Genomic DNA, 14272 nt, shown 5'->3' on the forward strand with positions numbered 1-14272 from the left:
TGGCAGGATGGCACCGACGAATCGGGGGATTCCGGTGCCGGACTGGCTGCCCATCGCGCTGATCGCGGGCGTCGCCGCCCTGGCGGTGCTGCTGCTGATGCTGGCGCTGCGCGGCCGCGCCGCCGAACGCATGGACCGCATCGCGGCCACGCTGGATGCCATCACCGCCGCGCAGGAACGCCTCGCCGCCCGCACCGACGAACGGATGCGGGAACAGGAACGCGCGCTCGGCCAGCGGCTGGACGTGGCGGCGGAACGCACCCAGGCCACGGCCAGCGCCATCCAGCAGCGGCTTTCCGTGATCGACAGCGCGCGGCAGAACATCGAGGCGCTGGGCGGGCAGGTGACGTCGCTCGCTGCCGTGCTCGGCAACAAGCAGGCGCGCGGGGCATTGGGGGAGGTGCAGCTGCGCGACCTGGTGCAGGACCGGCTGCCGCCATCGGGCTTCGCCTGGCAGCACACCCTGTCCAACGGCACGCGCTGCGACTGCCTGATCCGCCTGCCCTTCCCGCCCGGCCCGATCGCGGTGGACAGCAAGTTCCCCCTCGAAGCCTGGGCGGCGATGCAGGATGCGCCGGATGTGACGTCGCGCGCGCAGGCCGCCCGCCGCTTCGCCGCCGATATCCGCCGGCACGTCGATGATATCTCGAAAAAATACCTGATCCCCGGGGAGACGGCGGAAGGCGCGCTGATGTTCCTGCCCTCGGAGGCCATCCACGCGGCGCTTCTGGCGCAGCATGGCGACCTGTTCGCGGAGGCCGCGCGGCGCGGCGTGCATATCGTGGGCCCGTCCAGCTTCTGGGCCGTGCTCAACACCATGCGCGGCCTGTTGCGCGATGCGCGCCTGCAGGATGAGGCGCGGCGCATCCGCCAGCAGGTGGAGGCGCTGGCGGAGGAGACCTCGCGCCTCGAACGCCGCGTCGGCGCGCTGCGCGGCCACTACGCCGCCATGGCGCAGGACATGCGGGATATCGAGGTCACGGCGGAGAAGATCGCGCGCCGCGGCGATGCGATCCGCGCCCTCGACATCCCCGATGAGACCCCTCGAAAGGCCGCGGAATGAGTGCGTTGCAGATCCAATCCGGCCTTGGCCTGCTGGCCCTGGCGCTGCTGGCCTGGGTGCTGGGCGGGTGCCGGCGGGGGGTGCCCTGGCGGGTGATCCTGGCGGGGCTCGTGTTGCAGATCGTGCTGGCGGCCGCGCTGCTGCACATCGCGCCGCTGCGTGCCGCCTTCGCGCTGATCGGCCGCGCGGTGGATGCGCTGGCGGCGGCGACGAAGGAAGGCACCACCCTGGTCTTCGGCTATCTCGGCGGTGGCCCGCTGCCCTTCGCGGAGCCCTTCCCCGGCGCGGGCTTCATCCTGTTCTTCCAGGGCCTGCCGCTGGTGCTGGTCGTGGGTGCGCTGTCCGCCCTGCTCTACCACTGGCGCATCCTGCCGGTGGTCGTCGCCGCCCTGGCGAAGGTGCTCTCGGGAACACTCGGCATCGGCGGCGCCACGGGCTTTTCCGTCGCCGCCAATGTCTTCGTCGGCATGGTGGAGGCGCCGCTGCTGATCCGCCCCTGGCTGGCCCGGCTGACGACCAGCGAGATGTTCGTGGTGATGACGGCGGGGTTGGCCACCATCAGCGGCAACATGCTGGTGGTCTATGCCTTCATGATCGCCCCCGTCGTGCCGGATGCGGCGGGGCAGCTGCTGGTGGCGTCGCTGATCGCCGCCCCCGCTTCCATCGTCGCCGCGCTGCTGATGATCCCGCCCCGACCCGGCGAGGTGCCGGATGCCGGGGAGCAGGCCGAGGCCCCCCGCCTCTACGACAGCGCGATGGAGGCGGTGGTCCGCGGCACGATGGATGGGCTGCAATTGCTGTTCGGCATCATGGCCATGCTGATCGTCTTCGTGGCGCTGGTGGCGCTGGTGAACATGGTGCTGGAACCCGTCACGGGCCTCACCTTGCAGGTCATCGCGGCCTGGCTGTTCTGGCCGCTGGCCTTTGCCATGGGCGTGCCGCTGGAACACGTCGGCACCGTCGCGCAGTCGCTCGGCATCAAGGTCGTGGTGAATGAGTTCGTCTCCTACCTCCAGCTCGCGACCAGTGGCGGGCAGGGGCTGGACGGGCGCTCGCGGCTGATCCTGACCTATGCGCTCTGCGGCTTCACCAATTTCGGCTCCGTCGGCATCATGCTGGGGGGGATGACGGCGATGGTGCCGGAACGGCGCGCGGATATCGTCCGGCTGGGGCTGCCCGCGCTGGTGGCGGCGATGATCGCCTGCTGCATGACGGGCGCGGTGGTGGGGATGCTGGTCGCGCCGTGACGGAGCCGCCGGCCGCGCTCCGCCAGGTGCTGCTGCCGGGGGAGGAGGTCTGCTGGCACGGCCGGCCCCGTGCCACGGAGGGGATCGGCTGGGGCATCGGCCTGTCGCTGTTCGGCATCTTCTGGACGGTGATGGTCGCGCGGGCGCCCTTCGACGGCCCAATCTTCATCAACAATGTTCCGGTCGACGACCCGGCGACGCGGTGGGCGGCATGGGCCGTCTTCCTGTTCGTCGGCATCGCGATGAGCTTGGCGCTCCCGGGCCTGATGATGGCCGTCCGTCGCACCGCCTATGCGGTCACGGACCGCCGGGTGCTGGAAGTGATGCGCCTGCCGGTCATCGGCAGCCTGCACAGCTACCTGCCCGCGCGCATCTGGGGGACGGAGCGGGCCAACAAGCGCGGCGCGGAGGCGACCGGCTGCCTCGATATCCTGCGCCCCGCGCCGTCGGGACAGCCGGCTGGCGCCGGCGGGGCGCTGGTCCGGTTCTTCGCGATCCAGGACGACATCGGCGCGCAGGCCGCGGTCCATGCGTTGGTCGCGGCGCCCCGGCCGACCATGCACGACGCGCCAGGGCCGGCGCCGGCCCTGCAGGCGCTGTTCGATCCGACGCTCCGGCCTGGCGAGGCGCTGCTCTGGGCCGCGCAGCCCGACCGTGCCGCCTATGCCTGGGCCACGCTGGTGCCCTCGGTGCTGATCCTGTTCTTCCTCTCCCCGGTCTTCGTCGCGCTGCTCGGCGACCAGTTCAGCGATCCCATGGCCATCGGCTACGGCGCCTTCCTGCTGGTGGCGCCGGGGCTCGCCTGGCGCCGGGCGTCCTTCACCGCCTACGGCGTCACGACGGAGCGCGTCATCGTGCTGGACCGCCGCCCGGCCCGGGGCATCAGGACGACCTGGCCGCTGGGTGTGATCGAGCGCATCGAGCGCAGCTGGCCGCTGGCCGGGGCCGGCAGCCTGGCGGTGAGACATGCGCGGGACCGGGATGCGGAGGGCCATCCCGCAAGGCTGGTGCTGCGCGCCCTGCCCGATGCCGCCGCGGCCGAGGCCGCGCTCTTCGTCGCGCTCGACGGGTTGCGGCGTGACGCGGCGGCGCCGACGCGCCAGGATGCCACGCCATGATCTCCTTCATCGAACAGCCGGAACCCGGCAGCCCGCGCCCCTTCAGCCGCGCCACGCGCGCTGGCGGCCTGGTCTTCGTCTCCGGCCATTCCGCGCCGCACGACCCCGCCCGCGGCATCCATCGCGGCGCGACGCCGGCGGAGGAGGTTCGGAACGCACTGGCGGAGGTGGCGCGCATCCTGGCGGAGGCCGCGTCCAGCCTGGAGCGCGTGGTGCAGGTGACGATGCTCATCACCGATCCCGCCGACTACGCCGCGCTCAACGCCGAATATGTGAAGCACTTCCCGAAGGGGCTGCCCGCCCGCCACACGGCGCGCTTCGGCGTGCCGACCGAGGCCCGCGTCGCCTTTTCCTGCATCGCTATCGAAGACAAGCGGCCCGATCGGGCCGTGGCCGGAGACTGACCGCCATGCGTTCCCGCCTTCTCCAGCGCAATCTGCGCATCGATCCGCCGCTGGCCCTGACGGGGCAGGGAATGCTGATCCATGACAGCAACGGCAAGGCCGTCATCGACGGCTCCGGCGGCGCCGCCGTGGCCTGCCTCGGCCATGGTCATCCCCGCGTGCTGGAGGCGATGCGCGCGCAGATGGACCGCCTCAGCTATGCCCATACCGCGCTCTATTCCTGCGAACCGGCGGAACAACTGGCTGATATGGTGCTGGAGGGTGAGCCCGGTGGCCTGACCCACCTGTATCTCTGCTCCTCAGGCTCCGAGGGCGTGGAGGCCGCGCTGAAGCTGGCCCGCCAGTACTTCGTCGAGATCGGCCAGCCGAACCGCCGAAACTTCATCGCCCGCAGGCAGAGCTATCACGGCAACACGCTCGGCGCGCTGGCCGCCGGCGGGAACATGATGCGGCGCGCGATCTACCAGCCGATCCTGTCCGACGCCTTCCACCACGTCTCCGCCTGCTACGCCTATCGCGACCGCCGCGACGATGAGAGTGACGCGCAATACGTCGCCCGCCTGGCGGCGGAGCTGGAGGCGCAGTTCCAGTCCCTCGGCCCCGATACCGTCGCGGCGTTCATCGCGGAGCCGGTGGTGGGTGCCACGCTCGGCTGCGTCGCGGCCCTGCCCGGCTATTTCCAGGCCGTCCGCGCCATCTGCGACCGCCATGGCGCGCTGCTGATATTGGATGAGGTGATGTCCGGCATGGGCCGCACCGGCACCATGCATGCGTGGGAGCAGGAGGGCGTGCCGCCCGATATCCAGGTGGTCGCCAAGGGCCTCGGCGGGGGCTACCAGCCGATCGGCGGCATCATGATCGGCGCGAAGATCATCGACGCGCTGCGCGACGGCTCCGGCGGCTTCATGCATGGCCACACCTACCAGGCCCATCCCATCGCCAGTGCCGCGGCGCTGGCCGTGCAGCAGGTGATCCGGGAGGAAGGGCTGCTGGAGAATGTCCGCGCCATGGGCGCGCTGCTGGAACAGCGCTTGGTCGAGCGGCTCGGCAATCATCGCCATGTCGGGGATATTCGCGGCCGCGGCCTGTTCTGGTGCGCCGAATTCGTCGCCGACCGCGCCAGCAAGGCGGTGTTCGACCCCGCGCTGAAACTCAATGAGCGCATCAAGCGGGAGGCCTATGAGCGCGGCCTGGCCTGCTACCCCATGGCCGGCACCATCGATGGCAAGCGGGGGGACCATGTGATCCTCTCGCCCCCCTACATCGCCAGGCCCGCGGATATCGAGGCGATCGTCGCCCGCTTCGGGGATGCGGTGGACGCCGCCATCGCCGGGCTTCCGCCAAGCGGTTGAAGTATTACGCCGGAACCGCCCGCCTGGACGCGCGTTTTCATCCCCGAACCGGCCATTGTGGCCGGGAAAGAGGAGAACGCGACCATGGACAAGGACCGGATTTCGGGCGCCGCCAACCAGGCCAAGGGCAGCATCAAGCAGGGCGTCGGTGAGTTGACCGGCGACGCGAAGCTGCAGGCCGAGGGCATGGCCGACAAGGCGAAGGGCAAGGCCCAGAGCGCCGTCGGCGGCGCCAAGGACGCGGCGCGTGACGCCGTGGACGGCAAGGACCGCGTCTGATCTGACGATGGTCCAGGGGGCTCTGCCTCCTGGCGGTTGGGGTCCGGGGAAGGCAGCGCCTTCCCCGGCGTACCGGACGCAAAAAAGGCCCGGGGAGTCGCCTCCCCGGGCCTTTCTCACGCCCGCCTTGCGGCGGAAAGGTTCAGCGACGCAGCCCGAGGCGCCCGATCAGGCTCTCGTAGCGCTTCACGTCCTTCTTCTTCACGTAGTCCAGCAGGCCGCGGCGCTGGCCGACCAGCACCAGCAGGCCGCGCCGGCTGTGGAAGTCCTTCGGGTGGGCCTTCAGGTGCTCCGTCAGCATGGCGACGCGCGCGGAGATCAGGGCGACCTGGACCTCCGGGCTGCCGGTGTCGCCCGGCTTGGTGGCGTATTCCTTGATCAGGGCCGCGCGGGCCTCTGCCGTCATGACCGACATCGTGTGTCCTTCCAGGTAGGGGTTAAGTCTCGTCCCTGACCTGGATCCAAGGGCCGTCGGGATGGCCGAGCTGGATCAGCCGCTCGGGCTGCATCCAACCGCCTTCCAGCCGGCACAGGCCGAGGAGACGCTCCCCCGCCATCGCGCGCAACAGCCCCCCTTCGGGGTCCGCTTCGCGGGGAATCCTGCCCATGAGGTCCACCAGGCTGATCGCCTGGCCCTGCATGAGGCGGGCGGCCTCCTCTCCATTGACGGCCAGTGCCGGGATGTCGGCCAGCGCGGTCGTCACGGGAAGAAGGAGGTCCGGGGAAGGGAGAGGCGTATCGCCGGTTCCGAGCAGGCTGTCCAGCGAAATCGCGTGTTCCTGCCGGAAAGGCCCGACCCGCAGGCGCCGTAGCGCCGTTATGTGCCCGACCGAGCCCACCGCCTTTGCCACGTCGCGCGCCAGTGAGCGCATGTAGACACCCTTGCCGCTTTCGACATGGAAGATGGCGGTGTCGATGTCCGGGCGCTCGATCAGGTCGAAGCGGTCGATCCGCGCGGGGCGCGGTGCGATCTCCACCACCTGGCCTTCGCGGGCCAGGTCATAGGCGCGCTCGCCGCCGATCTTGATGGCGGAATAGGCGGGGGGCACCTGCATGATGTCGCCGCGGAAGGCGGGCAGCACGGCCTCGATCTCCGCATCCGTGGGCCGCACATCGCTGGTCGCTGTCACCTTGCCATCGGCGTCGTCGGTGTCCCGCGCCTCCCCGAACTTCAGGGTGAAGTGGTAGCTCTTGGTCCCGTCCATGACGTAGGGGACGGTCTTGGTGGCGGCACCAAAGGCCACCGGCAGAAGGCCGGTCGCCAGCGGGTCCAGCGTGCCGCCATGGCCCGCCTTCTGCGCCTGGAAGGCGCGCTTCACCTTGTTGACCACATCGGTGGAGCCGATGCCGGAGGGCTTGTCCACGATCAGCCAGCCATCGAGCACGCGGCCCTTCGGCTTCTTGTGGGGGCGGTGGCGGTTGGGCGGGCTCACGATGGGTCGTTGTCCTGGCGGTCGTCGGATTTGGCAGCGGGCTTCGGTGCGAGGTCCTGCAGAACCTCCGGCCGCTGCATGACCTTGTTGATGTGCATGGCGTAGTCGAGCGCGGTGTCGGGCTGGAAATGCAGGTCCGGCGCGAAGCGCAGCCGCACCGCGCGGCTCACCAGCGTCCGCAGATAGGGCGCGACGCGCTTCAGCCCGGCATGCTGCGCCGCGGTCAAATCCTTCCCCAGCCCGCTGACGAAGGCCGTCATGTGCCGCAGGTCGGGGGAGGCGCGAACCTCCGTCACCGTCACCTGCAACCCGGCCAGGTCGGGGTCGCGGAATTCCTCCCGCGCGAAGATGGCGGCGAGGGCGTGGCGCACCTCCTCCGCCACGCGGAGTTGGCGCTGGGACGGGCCTTGCGGTGCGTCGCGCTTCGCGGCGGGCTTGCTCGCGCGGCGTTCGGTGCCGCGGTCGTCGCGGCGCTTGTCGGTCGTAGTCGCATCCCCGGTTCGGCGGGCCATGCTGGGATTCCTCAACAATCGAACGGGCAAAGCAAAGGGGCGCGGCGTGTCCGCCGCGCCCCCTTCCTGGCCCAGGCCTGGTGCGTCAGAGCGTGCCGGCGACCGTCTCGGTCTCGTAGCACTCGATCTGGTCGCCGACGCGGATGTCGTTGTAGTTGACGAAGGACATGCCGCATTCGTAGCCGTTGGTCACTTCCTTCACGTCATCCTTGAAGCGGCGCAGCGTGCTGAGCTCGCCCTGGTGGATGACGGTGCCATCGCGCAGCAGGCGGACGCCGCAGCCGCGCTTGACCACGCCTTCGGTGATGCGGCAGCCCGCGACATTGCCGATGCGCTTGACCTCGAAGACCTGCAGGATCTGGGCGTAGCCCAGGAACTTCTCCCGCTGCACCGGCGCCAGCTTGCCGCGCACCAGTTCCTCGATGTCGTCCGCCACCTCGTAGATGATGGAGTAGTAGCGGATCTCGACGCCGTCGCGCGTCGCCAGTTCCCGCGCCTGGGTGGTGGCCCGGACGTTGAAGGCGACGATGACGGCGTTGGACGCCTTGGCGAGCTGGATGTCGCTTTCGGTGATCTGGCCGACGGCGCTGTGCAGGACACGGACCCGCACCTCGTCGTTGCCGAGCTTGCCGAGCGTGACGCCGATGGCTTCCGCGCTGCCCTGCACGTCGGCCTTGCAGACGACGGCCACTTCCTTCTGCGCGCCCGCCTGGATTCGGGCCAGCATGTCGGCCAGGCTGCCTCGGCCGGCGGTGATCGCCGCCACCTGCTTCTCCCGCAGCTTCCGCGTGCGGAACTCCGAGATCTCGCGGGCCTGCGTCTCGTCCTTCACCGCGACGAAGTTCTCGCCGGCGGTGGGAACGCCCGACAGGCCGAGGATCTCGACCGGCAGGGACGGGCCGGCTTCCTTCACCTGGCGCGTCTTGTCGTCCAGCATCGCGCGCACCCGGCCCCATTCGGCGCCGGCCACGACGATGTCGCCCGTCTTCAGCGTGCCCTTCTGGACCAGCACCGTCGCCACCGGGCCACGGCCGCGGTCGAGGCGGCTTTCGATCACGGTGCCTTCCGCCGCGCGGTCCGGATTGGCGCGCAGGTCCAGGATTTCCGCCTGCAGCGTGATGGCCTCGAGCAGCTTGTCGAGGTTCAGCTTCTGGGTGGCGGAGACCTCGATCTCCTGCGTCTCGCCGCCCAGGCTTTCCACCACGATCTCGTGCTGCAGCAGTTCCTGCTTCACGCGTTCGGGGCGGACGCCCGGCTTGTCGATCTTGTTGATGGCCACGATGATCGGGACGCCGGCCGCCTTGGCGTGGCTGATCGCCTCGATCGTCTGGGGCATCACGCCGTCATCGGCCGCCACGACCAGCACGACCATGTCGGTCACGCTGGCGCCACGGGCGCGCATGGCGGTGAAGGCCGCGTGGCCCGGCGTATCGATGAAGGTGACCTTCTGCCCCGTGGGGATCGTCACCTGGTAGGCACCGATATGCTGCGTGATGCCGCCGGCCTCGTGCGCGGCCACATCGGCCTTGCGCAGCGCGTCCAGCAGGCTCGTCTTGCCGTGGTCGACATGGCCCATGATGGTGACGACCGGGGCGCGGGGCTCCAGGTCAACATCCGTGTCCTCGTCGCCCTCGATGCCGATCTCGACATCGCCTTCCGCCACGCGCTTCACGCGGTGGCCGAATTCCTGGACGATGAGTTCGGCCGTGTCGGCGTCGATCGACTGGGTCAGCGTCGCCATCACGCCCATGCGGAACAGGGCCTTCACCACTTCGCCGCCACGCGCGGCCATGCGGTTCGCCAGTTCCTGGACGGTGATGGTTTCCGGCACCACCACGTCACGCACGACGCGCTCGGCGCCGGAGCGCAGGCGCGCCAGCTCCTGCTGCCGGCGCTCACGTTCACGCGCACGGCGGACGGAGGCGATGGAGCGCGTGCGCTCATCCTCGCCCTCGATCGCCGCATTGACGTCGATGCGGGTGTCGCGGCGCCGGTCGGACGGCGTCAGCGTCTTCTTGGGCGGCGGCGCCACGGGCTTCTTGGCGCCGGGCGGGCCGACCATGCCGGGGCGGCGGACGGGACGGGCGTCCTCGTCATCCTCCCGCGGCGCGCGGGCCTTCAGCGTCAGCTTGGCGGCCGGCACATCGGCGGGCGGCACGTTCGGCGCCACGTTCGGCGGTGCGCCGGGCGGGCCGGCCGGACGGCGCGGGCCGATCGAGGACGGCACCGGGCCGGGGCGGCCGGAGCGCAGCGGCGGTGCCATCGGGCGCGGCGGGCCGCCGGCACGATCGCCATAGCCGGGGCGGGCGCCGAAGCCCGGGCGGGCACCGTCGCGCGGCCCATCGCGGGACGGGCCATCGCCCTGGCGGGGCGGCGGCGCATCGCGGCGCGGCGGGGGGGGCGCATCCGGCCGGCGCGCCATCGGCGCGGGCGGGGCCTGCGGACGGGGCGGCGGCGGTGCCACGGGCTGGGGCTGCGGCGTCGCGACCGGGGCAGCGGCCACGGGGGCGCTGTCCTCAGACGCGGCGGGCGGCGGCGGCGGCGGCGGGGGCGCACGGCGCGCTTCCTCGGCAGCGCGGCGCGCCTCCTCGGCGGCAAGCCGTTCCTCATCCTCGGCGCGGCGCCGGTCTTCCTCGGCGCGGCGGGCCGCTTCCTCGGCGGCGGAGCGCAGCTGGAGCGCCTGGCGCTCCCGCTCCTCGCGCTGGCGCTGCGCCTCGACGCGGCGCTGCTCCTCCAGCACGCGCTGGCGCATGGCGACTTCCGCCTGCGTCAGCGGGCGGCCGGCCGCGGCGGGCGGCTTGCCCGCCGGCGCGGCATTGCCCGACCGAGGCGGCCCACCCACGGCGGGGCGAGGCCCGCTGGGCTGGGCTCCGGCCGGCGCTGCCGCCGCTGGCGCGGCACCCGGCTTTGCCGGTGCCACGGGTGCGGTGGGGGCGCGCTTCTTCAGCACCTCCACCTGCACCACCTTGCTGCGGCCATGGCTGAAGGACTGGCGCACGCTGCCAGCGTCCACCGTCTTGCCCAGCTCCAGGCGGCCGCCGGGCCGGAGGGAAAGCCGGCCCTTTGCCGCATCCTGGTCGTTCTGGTCGCTCATCCGCCGATCCGAACCCGATCTCTCGTCCGTCATGTCTAGCCGCGTGTTGAACGCGGCACCCTGTGCAGTCCGCGCAAGCGCGGGTGAAGTCGGTCCCCGCCCCGGCGAACCGGAGCGCGGTATTCAGTCCCCGGCTGTGGCCGGGGGGGGTGTCGCCTCGGGCGGCGCGCCCGGCGCGTCCCCCTGTCTTGGCCCCGCGGCGGCAACGCCCGCGAGCCGTGCGGCTTCCGCCGCGATTCCGTCCGCCAGCTTTCCTGGCGCGATGACAACATGCACCGCCCGGTCCCGTCCGAACAGCGCCCCCAGCTCCTCCGCGTTCAGCGGCGCCACCGAGGCGACCCGCCGCAAGCCGAGGAGCCGTTCCCGCTCCGCCAGGCTTCCATCGGAAGCCTGGACCACAAGGCCGGCCTGGCCGGCCTGCAACACTTCCCGCGCCGCCTGCCAGCCACTGACAGCCTGCCCGGCGCGACGGGCGAAGCCGATGAGGTCGCGGACGCGCCCCCGTAGGCCGTCCTCGATCCGCGCGCGAAGGTCAGGGGGCACGTGCACCGAACCGCGTGCGGCCTTGGCAAAGGCACCACGGGCCGTGGCACGTTCTATCACATCGGCCTTCGCGCTCAACCACATTCCCCGGCCCGGCAGGCGCCCGGCCAGATCGCAGACCACCAGACGGTCGGGCGACAGCACGAAGCGCAGCATCGCCTCCTTCGGCAGCCGTTCGCGCGTGACCAAGCAGCGACGCAGCGGACCCTTCTCGGGTTCCTCCGCGTCATCCGCGAGGTCATCCTCCGCACAAACCGCGGGCCCGGCCGCCACGAGGGCAGCCTGATCCTCGATCAGCGTCGCCGGGACCCCGGCCTGGGCCGGGTGCGGCGCGGTGTCAGGCGTTGCGTTCGTCGCCCTGCTCCCCATCCGCGGCGTCCTCGGTGGCACCCTCTTCGATGGCTTCGTCGGCGCCCTGCTCCTCGGCACCCTGCTGCGCGGCGAGGGCACCGACGACGTCCTCGTCGCCGAACCAGCCGGCGGACTGGCGCGCGGCCAGGATCACGGCATTCGCCGTATCCTCGTCCACCGCATCCGTGCCCAGGATCTCGATCAGCTCGTCGCCCGCCAGGTCGGCCAGGTCATCGAGGGACTTCACGCCCTTCTCGCCCAGCGCCACCAGCATGGCGGGGGAGAACCCGCCCACCTCGGCGACCGCGTCCTCCACCCCCATCTCGCGACGCTTCTCGTCGAGTTCAAGGTCGCGCTTGTCGAGGAAGGCCTGCGCGCGGCGCTTCAGCTCCGCCGCGACGTTCTCGTCGAAGCCCTCGATGCCCGCGAGCTCCTCGTCATCGACATTGATGATGTCCTCGATGGAGCCGAAGCCCTCGGTCACCAGCAGCCCGGCGATGACGTCGTCGACGTCCAGCCCTTCGACGAAGAGGCCGGAACGCTTGCGGAAATCCTCCTGCCGGCGCTCGGATTCCTCGGCCTCCGTCAGGATGTCCACGTCATAGCGCGTGAGCTGGGAGGCGAGGCGGACATTCTGGCCGCGGCGGCCGATGGCCAGGCTGAGCTGGTCATCCGGCACCACCACCTCGACCCGGCGCGCATCGTCGTCCAGCACCACCTTGGTGACCTCGGCGGGCGCGAGGGCGTTCACGATGAAGGTGGCCTGGTCCTGCGACCAGGGGATGATGTCGATCTTCTCGCCCTGCAGTTCCTGCACCACGGCCTGCACGCGCGAGCCGCGCATGCCGACGCAGGCGCCGACGGGGTCGATGGAGCTGTCGCGGGAGATCACGGCCATCTTGGCGCGCGAACCGGGGTCCCGCGCCACCGCCTTGATCTCGATGATGCCGTCATAGATTTCCGGCACTTCCTGCGCGAACAGTTTTGCGAGAAAGCCCGGATGGGTGCGGGACAGGAAGATCTGCGGGCCGCGCGGTTCCTCCCGCACGTCGTAGATGTAGGCGCGGACGCGGTCGCCATTCCGGAAGGCTTCGCGCGGGATGGTCTCGTCGCGGCGCAGCAGGGCTTCCGCGCGGCCGAGATCGACCATCAGGTTCCCGTATTCGGTCCGCTTCACCACGCCGTTGATGATCTCGCCGACGCGGTCCTTGTATTCATGAAACTGCTTGCTGCGCTCGACCTCGCGCACGCGCTGCACGATGACCTGCTTGGCGGTCTGGGCGGCGATGCGGCCGAAATCGATGGGCGGCAGCGGGTCGACGATGAATTCACCGATCTGGATGCCGGGCTTGATCTTCTGGGCGATGCGGAAGGAAAGCTGCGTCGCCTCGTTCTCGACCGGCTCGGCTTCCACCACCTCCGTCCAGCGGGAGAGGCGGACCTCCCCGCTCTTGCGGTCGATGGTGGCGCGGATGTCCTTCTCATGCCCGTATTTGGCGCGGCCGGCCTTCTGGATGGCCTGCTCCATCGCCTCGAGCACCTCGTCACGCTCGATCATCTTCTCCCGGGCGACCGCATCGGCCACCTGCAGGAGTTCCGGGCGCGCGATCGCGACATCCATCGCCATGGCGTCAGTTCCTCTTGGGTTTGCGGCCGCGGGGGGGCGCCCCGGCGGCCTCGTCCTGGGCCTCCTCCGCGCCGGCGTCCTCGGCCGGCGCGGCGGTGGCCGCGATCAGTTCATCGGTCAGCACCAGCTTGGCGCGGCGGATATTGCCGCGCGGCATGTCGAGCTGCGTCCCATCCTCCAGCCGCAGCCGCGCCACCTCCGCATCCGCGCCCAGCGTGATGCCGCGGAACCGCTTGCGGCCGTCCTGCGGCACGACGAGTTCCACGGTCGCCAGGTGCCCGGCGAAGCGGTTCCAGTCCTTGGCGCGGGTCAGGGGGCGGTCGATGCCGGCGGAGGAAACCTCCAGCATCCATTCGCCCTTGATCGGGTCTTCCACGTCCAGCACGGCGCCGACGGAATGGCTGATGGTCTCGCAATCCTCGACGCGGAACTGCGCCTGGTCAGCGCGGTCCGCCATGATCTGCACCACCGGCCTTTCCTTGCCGCTGACCTGGACTCGCACGAGTTCGTAGCCAAGCTGCCCCAGCGTCGGCAGGATCGCCGCGGCGATCCGGGCCTCCAGGCCCTCATGGTGCGGTTGATCTTCGTCCATTGCGCATTCCAGGCCGACGCGCCCGGGGCCACAGGAAGCGGCCAACAAAAAAGGCGGCCCGTTTCGGGGCCACCTCCCGGTCTCGTCGGAAAGCGATCTCTTGAATGCCATATAGACCCGGGCGGATGCGGCTGCAAGCGTGGCGCCGCGCCCCGCGCTATTCCGCCCCTGGCGGCGTCGGCACCCGGGCCAGGTGGGTCACCCGCCGGCGGCCATGCGCGCTGGGCGACAGGGCCTCCCCATGCAGCCGATTGTCGAAGACCCGCGCACCGCCGCGCGCGACCTCCAGCAGACAGAAATGCCCGGTGACGCGGGCAAGCCACCAGCCCGCCGGCAGCCCGTCCCGCACCGCGCGCGTCAGCGTCTTGCGGCCCTCCACCGGGCGGGGTTCCGCGGGGATTCCGGCCAAGCCGAGCGCGCCCAGCAGGTCGCGCCACCAGGCCGTCACCACCTCCCGACCCGGCGGGTAACGGTCCGGCGCCACCTGGGCGAGCAGCGCACAGGCGCTGGCATAGTCGAGGCCCGCGGCGGTCGCGACTGCGGTCGGGCCGCACCAGGGGGCATGGCCGCCACGCTCGCCGGCGAAATCCTCCGGGCGGCGCAGGCGGCGATCATTGGCGGGCGGCGGCAGCATGGCGGGGGCCCCGAACGAGGAGG

General features: G+C 71.1%; 14 protein-coding genes. 6 read left to right on the forward strand and 8 right to left on the reverse strand.

Annotated elements, in window-relative coordinates:
* Positions 1 to 7 precede the first annotated feature (7 nt).
* The 6 genes from BM041_RS11755 (at position 8) to BM041_RS11780 (ending at position 5463) form a co-directional block, all read left to right on the forward strand.
* Positions 8 to 1063 carry a DNA recombination protein RmuC gene (locus BM041_RS11755; RefSeq protein ID WP_245762040.1) on the forward strand — a complete coding sequence of 352 codons (1056 nt, stop codon included), beginning with the start codon at positions 8 to 10 and terminating at the stop codon, positions 1061 to 1063.
* Entirely contained in the window at positions 1060 to 2310 is a 1251-nt protein-coding gene (locus tag BM041_RS11760) for a NupC/NupG family nucleoside CNT transporter (protein ID WP_092959574.1), read from the forward strand. The genes BM041_RS11755 and BM041_RS11760 overlap by 4 nt, the downstream gene beginning before the upstream one ends.
* Positions 2307 to 3428 (forward strand): hypothetical protein, encoded by a 1122-nt coding sequence (locus tag BM041_RS11765; RefSeq protein WP_092959576.1) that lies wholly within the window; start codon positions 2307 to 2309, stop codon positions 3426 to 3428. The genes BM041_RS11760 and BM041_RS11765 overlap by 4 nt, the downstream gene beginning before the upstream one ends.
* The gene (locus tag BM041_RS11770; RefSeq protein ID WP_092959864.1) at positions 3425 to 3832 is read left to right on the forward strand and encodes a RidA family protein; all 408 of its coding nucleotides are present in this window, start codon (positions 3425 to 3427) and stop codon (positions 3830 to 3832) included. Before BM041_RS11765 ends, BM041_RS11770 begins: the two co-directional genes overlap by 4 nt.
* A gap of 5 nt (positions 3833 to 3837) precedes the next feature.
* Positions 3838 to 5184 (forward strand): aspartate aminotransferase family protein, encoded by a 1347-nt coding sequence (locus tag BM041_RS11775; protein WP_217648694.1) that lies wholly within the window; start codon positions 3838 to 3840, stop codon positions 5182 to 5184.
* Positions 5185 to 5268: 84 nt separating this feature from the next.
* Positions 5269 to 5463, forward strand: a complete 195-nt coding sequence (locus tag BM041_RS11780) for a CsbD family protein (RefSeq protein WP_092959578.1) — start codon at positions 5269 to 5271, stop codon at positions 5461 to 5463.
* A 142-nt stretch (positions 5464 to 5605) separates the two neighbouring features.
* On the opposite strand, the gene rpsO is transcribed toward BM041_RS11780, so the two are convergent.
* The 8 genes from rpsO to BM041_RS11820 form a co-directional block, all read right to left on the reverse strand.
* Positions 5606 to 5869, reverse strand: a complete 264-nt coding sequence (gene rpsO / locus BM041_RS11785) for a 30S ribosomal protein S15 (protein ID WP_439551554.1) — start codon at positions 5867 to 5869, stop codon at positions 5606 to 5608.
* Positions 5870 to 5900: 31 nt separating this feature from the next.
* Positions 5901 to 6896 carry a tRNA pseudouridine(55) synthase TruB gene (gene truB, locus BM041_RS11790; protein WP_092959582.1) on the reverse strand — a complete coding sequence of 332 codons (996 nt, stop codon included), beginning with the start codon at positions 6894 to 6896 and terminating at the stop codon, positions 5901 to 5903.
* Entirely contained in the window at positions 6893 to 7408 is a 516-nt protein-coding gene (gene rbfA, locus BM041_RS11795; RefSeq protein ID WP_092959584.1) for a 30S ribosome-binding factor RbfA, read from the reverse strand. The genes truB and rbfA overlap by 4 nt, the downstream gene beginning before the upstream one ends.
* An 85-nt stretch (positions 7409 to 7493) precedes the next feature.
* The gene (gene infB, locus BM041_RS11800; protein WP_092959586.1) at positions 7494 to 10502 is read right to left on the reverse strand and encodes a translation initiation factor IF-2; all 3009 of its coding nucleotides are present in this window, start codon (positions 10500 to 10502) and stop codon (positions 7494 to 7496) included.
* Positions 10503 to 10625: 123 nt separating this feature from the next.
* Positions 10626 to 11318 (reverse strand): RNA-binding protein, encoded by a 693-nt coding sequence (locus BM041_RS11805; RefSeq protein ID WP_245762041.1) that lies wholly within the window; start codon positions 11316 to 11318, stop codon positions 10626 to 10628.
* 64 nt (positions 11319 to 11382) lie between these two features.
* Positions 11383 to 13017, reverse strand: a complete 1635-nt coding sequence (gene nusA / locus BM041_RS11810; protein WP_092959868.1) for a transcription termination factor NusA — start codon at positions 13015 to 13017, stop codon at positions 11383 to 11385.
* A 10-nt stretch (positions 13018 to 13027) separates the two neighbouring features.
* The gene (gene rimP, locus BM041_RS11815; RefSeq protein ID WP_092959590.1) at positions 13028 to 13615 is read right to left on the reverse strand and encodes a ribosome maturation factor RimP; all 588 of its coding nucleotides are present in this window, start codon (positions 13613 to 13615) and stop codon (positions 13028 to 13030) included.
* 157 nt (positions 13616 to 13772) lie between these two features.
* A complete protein-coding gene (locus tag BM041_RS11820; RefSeq protein ID WP_092959592.1) occupies positions 13773 to 14249 on the reverse strand; it encodes a hypothetical protein in 477 nt (158 codons plus the stop codon).
* Between the last annotated feature and the right edge of the window lie 23 nt (positions 14250 to 14272).

The organism is Falsiroseomonas stagni DSM 19981, assembly GCF_900114315.1.
Lineage (GTDB): Bacteria > Pseudomonadota > Alphaproteobacteria > Acetobacterales > Acetobacteraceae > Falsiroseomonas > Falsiroseomonas stagni.

Bases quoted from the DNA above. Each gene is read 5' to 3' on its own strand.
- BM041_RS11755 (WP_245762040.1), top strand. From the start codon at position 8: ATGGCACCGACGAATCGGGGGATTCCGGTGCCGGACTGGCTGCCCATC.
- BM041_RS11760 (WP_092959574.1), top strand. From the start codon at position 1,060: ATGAGTGCGTTGCAGATCCAATCCGGCCTTGGCCTGCTGGCCCTGGCG.
- BM041_RS11770 (WP_092959864.1), top strand. From the start codon at position 3,425: ATGATCTCCTTCATCGAACAGCCGGAACCCGGCAGCCCGCGCCCCTTC.
- BM041_RS11775 (WP_217648694.1), top strand. From the start codon at position 3,838: ATGCGTTCCCGCCTTCTCCAGCGCAATCTGCGCATCGATCCGCCGCTG.
- BM041_RS11780 (WP_092959578.1), top strand. From the start codon at position 5,269: ATGGACAAGGACCGGATTTCGGGCGCCGCCAACCAGGCCAAGGGCAGC.
- rpsO (WP_439551554.1), bottom strand. From the start codon at position 5,869: ATGACGGCAGAGGCCCGCGCGGCCCTGATCAAGGAATACGCCACCAAG.
- rbfA (WP_092959584.1), bottom strand. From the start codon at position 7,408: ATGGCCCGCCGAACCGGGGATGCGACTACGACCGACAAGCGCCGCGAC.
- infB (WP_092959586.1), bottom strand. From the start codon at position 10,502: ATGAGCGACCAGAACGACCAGGATGCGGCAAAGGGCCGGCTTTCCCTC.
- nusA (WP_092959868.1), bottom strand. From the start codon at position 13,017: ATGGATGTCGCGATCGCGCGCCCGGAACTCCTGCAGGTGGCCGATGCG.
- rimP (WP_092959590.1), bottom strand. From the start codon at position 13,615: ATGGACGAAGATCAACCGCACCATGAGGGCCTGGAGGCCCGGATCGCC.
- BM041_RS11820 (WP_092959592.1), bottom strand. From the start codon at position 14,249: ATGCTGCCGCCGCCCGCCAATGATCGCCGCCTGCGCCGCCCGGAGGAT.